This window comes from Lysobacter xanthus, from assembly GCF_047159895.1.
Genome location: NZ_BAAGAB020000102.1, coordinates 1 through 5,787 on the forward strand (window position 1 = coordinate 1; position 5,787 = coordinate 5,787).

The window sequence follows — 5,787 nt, forward strand, 5'->3', positions numbered from 1 at the left end:
CCCCGCCTGCAGTGCGCGCAGCGCGGTCAGCGCCTGGCGCGCCGCGGCCTCACCGTCGCGCGTGGCGCGCGCCCAGGCTGCCGACGCTGCCGCGACCTCGGCTGACGCCGCTGCCGCCGCTCCGACCGCTGCCCAGGCCGACAACGCCGCCGACGCCGCCGACAAGGCTGCCGACGCTGCTGACGCTGCCAAGGACGCCGCGCAGGCTGCCAAGCCGGCCGACGCCGCTGCGACCACCGAGAAGAAGTAATTTCTCAGTTGTTGCTGTAGCATTTGGAAAAGCCGTCGGTCATCCGGCGGCTTTTTCCATAGGTCAGTGAACGAAAGGCCGGCTCAGCCGAGCGATACGCGCACTGGCGTTGCCTGACTGTATTTCCTTTTCTTTTCAGACAACTCCTCCGGAGAACGCTCATGAAGACCAAGCTCTACGTGCTCCTCGCCGCCGCCGTCCTCTCGCTGTCGGCCTGCAAGAACGAAACCCCGACGGCGCAGAACGAGGCCGACCAGGCCGCCGCTGCTGCCGCCAACGCGGGCGACGCCGCCGCGAACGCCGCCGCTGCTGCCGGTAACGCCGCCGCCGAAGGCGTCGACGCCGCCGCCGCCGCCACGGGCGAAGCCGCTGCCGAGGCCGGCCAGGCCGTCGACAACGCTGCCGACGCGACCGCCGCCGCTGCGAACGACGCTGCCGCGACCGCCGCGAACGCCACGGCCAACGCCGCGAACGACGCCGCCAATGCCGCGCAGAACGTCGCCAACAAGGCCGACGCCGCTGCCGAAGAAGCCAAGAAGTAATCCAGGCTTCCAGTTGTGACGAGAGGGCCCGCGAAAGCGGGCCTTCTTTTTTTTGACGTTCGCCCCGTGCGGCTCGGCCTCACGCCTGCGGCCGCGTTTTGCGCTTCGCTGCCGGAGATGCTCCGCAGTGCGGTTCGGTCGTCGCGTCGTGCTCCTGCGCCGGAGCGCGACTGGCCCCCTCGCCCGCCTTGTGGTTTGATCGCGCGTCCCGTTCGCCAGCCCCTGCCCATGTCCGCGATCCAGAGCCACATCGACCCGAAGTCCGCCGACTTTGTGGAGAACGCGGAGCACCACCGCGCGCTGGTCGGCGAGCTGCGCCGGCGCCTCGCGCGCGCCGCGGAAGGCGGCGGCGAATCCGCCCGCGCGAAGCACACCGCGCGCGGCAAGCTGCTCGCGCGTGATCGCATCACTACGCTGCTCGACGAGGGCTCGCCGTTCCTGGAGATCGCGCCGCTCGCCGCCGAGGGCATGTACGACGATGCCGCGCCCGCGGCCGGCATGGTCTGCGGCATCGGCCGGGTCATGGGCCAGGAAGTGGTGGTCGTCGCCAACGACGCGACGGTCAAGGGCGGCACCTACTTCCCGATGACGGTGAAGAAGCACCTGCGCGCGCAGGAAGTCGCGCTCGAGAACAACCTGCCCTGCATCTACCTCGTCGATTCCGGCGGCGCGTTCCTGCCGTTGCAGGACGAGGTCTTTCCCGACAAGGAACACTTCGGCCGCATCTTCTACAACCAGGCTCGCATGTCGGCCCTCAACATCCCGCAGGTGGCGGTGGTGATGGGCAGTTGCACGGCCGGCGGCGCCTACGTGCCGGCGATGTGCGACGAGAGCGTCATCGTCAAGGAACAGGGCACGATCTTCCTCGGCGGCCCGCCGCTGGTGAAGGCCGCGACGGGCGAAGTCGTGGACGCCGAAGCACTCGGCGGTGCGGAGGTGCATACCAGCGTCTCCGGCGTCGCCGACCATTTCGCGCAGGACGACGACGACGCGCTGCGCATCGCACGCGACATCGTGCGCAACTTCAACCGTCGCAAGGTGCTGCCGGTGGCGACCCTGCCGTCGCGCGAGCCGCTCTATCCGACCGACGAACTGTACGGCCTCGTGCCGAAGGACGCGCGCCGCCCGTTCGACATCCGTGAAGTGATCGCACGCCTGGTCGACGGAAGCGACTTCCAGGAGTTCAAGGCGCGCTATGCGAAGACGCTGGTCACCGGTTTCGCGCACCTGCACGGCTATCCCGTCGGCATCGTCGCCAACAACGGCATCCTGTTCGCCGAGAGCGCGCTCAAGGGCGCGCACTTCATCGAGCTGTGCAACCAGCGCGGCATCCCGCTGGTGTTCCTGCAGAACATCACCGGCTTCATGGTCGGTCGCAAGTACGAGAACGCGGGCATCGCGAAGGACGGCGCGAAGATGGTCACGGCCGTGGCCTGCTCGCACGTTCCGAAGTTCACCGTGGTCATCGGCGGCAGCTTCGGCGCGGGCAACTACGCGATGTGCGGTCGCGCCTACGGCGCACGCTTCCTGTGGATGTGGCCGAACGCGCGCATCAGCGTGATGGGCGGCGAGCAGGCGGCGAGCGTGCTCGCGACCGTGCGTCGCGATGCGCTCGAGGGCGCGGGCAAGGCGTGGAGCGCGGAGGACGAGGACGCGTTCAAGGCGCCGATCCGCGACCAGTACGAGGCACAGGGCAATCCGTACTACGCGACCGCCCGCCTGTGGGACGACGGCGTCATCGACCCGGCCGATACGCGACGGGTGCTCGGCCTCGGACTGTCGGCATCGCTCAATGCGCCCATCGAGGAGCGCACGCGCTTCGGCGTGTTCCGCATGTGAGCCGACACGGGCACGACGTTCAGGAACGGGTGACGCGGAGCGTCAGATAGGGGCCCTGCGTCACGGTCTTGGTGTCAAGAGCGCGTGATAGGCTCGGTCCCCCATCCCGCCCCCGAGGGAACTTCCGTGGCCATTTTTCCGAACACCAACACCAAGCGCGACACCGCCGCGATGCCGGACTCGGCACTGGGCAAGGATCCGTCGCCGAATGAGCTGTCGTTCGCCGCGCCGGGCACGGCCGCCTTCGCGCCTGCCCCGACGCCGGCGACCGGCTCGGCGCGCGGCGCCGCGCGTCCGGCGCAGGAATCCGTCATCGCCTCCGACGTCTCGATCGAAGGCAAGATCACCGGCGCCGGCAACGTGCGCATCGCGGGCCGCTTCACCGGCGACATCGCGGTGGAAGGCGACCTGACGATCGAAGTGGGCGCGCGCGTGAACGGCGGCGTCAAGGCACGTCGTGTCGTCGTCGCTGGCGAGCTCGAAGGCAACGTCGAGTCGGCGCAGCGCGTCGAGGTCGTCGAGAGCGGATCGATGGTCGGCGACGTCAAGGCCGGCACGGTCACCGTGGCGCCGGGCGCGCGCATGCGCGGCATGGTCGAGTTCGGCTGGGGCGATACCGCCACCACCGCCGGCAAGACCAAGTCCGACAGCACGGGCGCCGACAGCGCCGCATGAGCGCCGTACGGCCCGGCGTGCCGGGTGCGACGCGCGCGTGTCCGCACTGCAGGACGACGATCCTCGAAACCGCGAGCGTCTGCCCGGGCTGCAAGCACCACCTGCGTTTCGACGCCTCGAGCGGCACCGACCTCCAGCGCACCACGTCGCTGGCGGTCGAAGGCTCGCTGCGCGCCGAGCGTCCGGGGGAAGCGGTCGAGTACACGATGATCCTCGTCATCCGCAACGAGCGGGGCGAGGAGATCAACCGCCAGGTGGTCGGCGTCGGCGCCTTGGAGGGCAGCCAGGCGCGCACCTTCAGCGTCTCCGTCGAAACCAACGTGGTGCCGGCCGGCAAGGGCCGGCGGCGCTGACTCAATCCTTCGGTCCGCACCCGTCGCAGGCGCCGCAGGCATCCTGCACGCGCGCCGGGGGCGCGATGCGACGACCGAGCCGCGTAAGGCGCGGCACCCCGCTGTCGACCAGCCTCAGCGCGACCCAGCCGCGGAGGCGGCGCGTCGTTCCGGGCATGCGCGTGCGCACGACGTAGAGCGCGCTCGCCAACGCCGCGAGCGCGATCACGACGTACTGCAGGGCGAGGCCGGCGTGCACGGTCAGCCCAGTCGCGCGGCGATCTGGTACGTGACCAGCGAGGCGACGTACGCGAGCGCGAACAGATAGCCGGCGGCGATGCCGACCTGCTTCCACGAGTTCGTCTCGCGCCGGATGGTGGCGAGTGTCGAGATGCACTGCGGCGCGTAGATGAACCATACGAGCAGCGAGAGCGCGGTGCCGAGCGACCACGTGCTGCCGATGATCGGCGAGAGCGCGTTAGCCGCGGCCGTGTCGTCCACCGCCGAGAGCGCGTAGATCGTCGCGAGCGAGGACACCGCGACCTCGCGTGCCGCGAGCCCGGGCACGAGCGCGATGCAGATCTGCCAGTTGAAGCCGAGCGGCGCGAACAGCGCGGTCATCGCATGGCCGATGCGGCCCGCGAAGCTGTAGTCGATCGCGGCGCCACTGAAGCCCGGCGGCGGCGACGGAAAGGTGAGCAGCACCCACAGCAGGATCGACAGCGCGAGGATGATGCCGCCCACGCGCTTGAGGAAGATGGCGCCGCGTTCCCACAGCCCGATCGCGAGGTCGCGCGGATGCGGCACGCGGTACGACGGCAGCTCGAGCATCAACGGATGCTCGCCCTTGTCGCGGCGCCACTTCTTCATGACCCAGGCGACGACGAGCGCGCTCAGGATGCCGGCCGCATAGAGCGCGAACAGCACCAGCCCCTGCAGGTTGAGCAGGCCGAACACCTTGTGCCGCGGAATGAACGCGCCGATCAGAAGCGCATAGACCGGCAGCCGCGCCGAGCAGGTCATCAACGGCGCCACGAGGATCGTCGCGAGGCGATCACGCGGGTCCTGGATCGAGCGCGTGGCCATGATTCCGGGAATCGCACAGGCGAAGCTCGACAGCAGCGGGATGAACGAGCGGCCCGACAGGCCGGCGGCGGACATCATGCGATCGAGCAGGAACGCGGCGCGTGGCAGGTAGCCCGACTCCTCGAGCGCGAGGATGAAGAAGAACAGGATGAGGATCTGCGGCAGGAACACGAGCACGCTTCCCGCGCCCTTGACCACGCCGTCGGCGAGCAGGCTCGCGAGCGGGCCGGGCGGAAGCCACGTGCCGACCTGCCCGGCCAGCCACGACGCGCCCGCGTCGATGAGGTCGGCGACCGGGGTCGCCCAGACGTAGACCGCCTGGAAGATCAGGAACATCACGGCGAGGAACGCGGCCAGGCCGAAGACCGGGTGCAGCAGCCAGCGGTCGAGCGCGTCGTCGATCTCGGCGGTGCGTCGGGGCATGCGCACGGCCGCGGCGAGGATCTCCCGCGTGCGCACGTGGAGCGCGTCGATGTCGCTGGCCGTCGCGCCCGCGGTGTTCGGATCGCCCGGCGGCAGGGTGGCCGCGCCGCGGTCGAGCACGTCGACCAGCGCCTTCGCACCGCCGCTGCGAACGGCGATGGTGGGCACGACCGGCACGCCGAGCTCGCGGGCGAGCACGTCCAGGTCGACCTCGATGCCGCGGCGCTTGGCGGCATCCATCATGTTGACCGCGACGATCATCGGGCGGCCGAGCTCGCGTACTTCCAGCGCGAACCGCAGGTGCAGGCGCAGGTTCGTCGCATCGACCACGCAGACGATCACGTCGGGCGCCGGCTCGCCGGGATAGAAGCCGCGGCAGAGGTCGCGCGTCACAGCCTCGTCGAGGCTCGCGGCCTGGAGGCTGTAGGCACCCGGCAGGTCGAGCACGACGTAGTCGCGCCCGGACGGCGCGGAGAAGCGGCCCTCCTTGCGCTCCACGGTGACGCCGGCGTAGTTCGCCACCTTCTGGCGGCTGCCGGTCAGCCGATTGAACAGCGCGGTCTTGCCGCAGTTCGGATTGCCGACCAGCGCGAGGCGGAGCGCCGCGGTGCTCATGCGCGCAGCGCCTCGGACTCCGTCT

7 protein-coding genes are annotated in these 5,787 nt (G+C 70.2%); 5 read left to right on the top strand and 2 right to left on the bottom strand.

Annotated elements, in window-relative coordinates; genetic code table 11:
• The 5 genes from ACY35P_RS14720 to ACY35P_RS14740 form a co-directional block, all read left to right on the top strand.
• Positions 1–250: hypothetical protein (locus tag ACY35P_RS14720; protein ID WP_462116590.1), on the top strand; the 250-nt coding region annotated here is incomplete at its 5' end.
• A 179-nt stretch (positions 251–429) separates the two neighbouring features.
• Complete coding sequence (locus ACY35P_RS14725) at positions 430–792, top strand: hypothetical protein (RefSeq protein ID WP_462116591.1); 363 nt, start codon at positions 430–432, stop codon at positions 790–792.
• Positions 793–1,020: 228 nt separating this feature from the next.
• Positions 1,021–2,631, top strand: coding sequence for a carboxyl transferase domain-containing protein (locus ACY35P_RS14730; protein WP_462116592.1), 1,611 nt, complete (start codon positions 1,021–1,023; stop codon positions 2,629–2,631).
• A gap of 171 nt (positions 2,632–2,802) precedes the next feature.
• On the top strand, positions 2,803–3,306 hold the full coding sequence (locus ACY35P_RS14735) for a bactofilin family protein (protein WP_462116595.1): 504 nt from the start codon (positions 2,803–2,805) through the stop codon (positions 3,304–3,306).
• Positions 3,303–3,659, top strand: a complete 357-nt coding sequence (locus ACY35P_RS14740; protein ID WP_462116593.1) for a hypothetical protein — start codon at positions 3,303–3,305, stop codon at positions 3,657–3,659. The genes ACY35P_RS14735 and ACY35P_RS14740 overlap by 4 nt, the downstream gene beginning before the upstream one ends.
• 1 nt (position 3,660) lies before the next feature.
• On the opposite strand, the gene ACY35P_RS14745 is transcribed toward ACY35P_RS14740, so the two are convergent.
• Both ACY35P_RS14745 and feoB read right to left on the bottom strand, forming a co-directional pair.
• The gene (locus ACY35P_RS14745) at positions 3,661–3,897 is read right to left on the bottom strand and encodes a DUF6587 family protein (RefSeq protein ID WP_462116594.1); all 237 of its coding nucleotides are present in this window, start codon (positions 3,895–3,897) and stop codon (positions 3,661–3,663) included.
• Positions 3,898–3,899: 2 nt separating this feature from the next.
• Complete coding sequence (gene feoB / locus ACY35P_RS14750; RefSeq protein ID WP_462116596.1) at positions 3,900–5,762, bottom strand: ferrous iron transport protein B; 1,863 nt, start codon at positions 5,760–5,762, stop codon at positions 3,900–3,902.
• Positions 5,763–5,787: the final 25 nt, after the last annotated feature.

Excerpts from the sequence above, each read along its gene's own strand:
- ACY35P_RS14735 (WP_462116595.1), top strand. The coding sequence starts at position 2,803 with ATGCCGGACTCGGCACTGGGCAAGGATCCGTCGCCGAATGAGCTGTCG.
- ACY35P_RS14730 (WP_462116592.1), top strand. The coding sequence starts at position 1,021 with ATGTCCGCGATCCAGAGCCACATCGACCCGAAGTCCGCCGACTTTGTG.
- feoB (WP_462116596.1), bottom strand. The coding sequence starts at position 5,762 with ATGAGCACCGCGGCGCTCCGCCTCGCGCTGGTCGGCAATCCGAACTGC.
- ACY35P_RS14740 (WP_462116593.1), top strand. The coding sequence starts at position 3,303 with ATGAGCGCCGTACGGCCCGGCGTGCCGGGTGCGACGCGCGCGTGTCCG.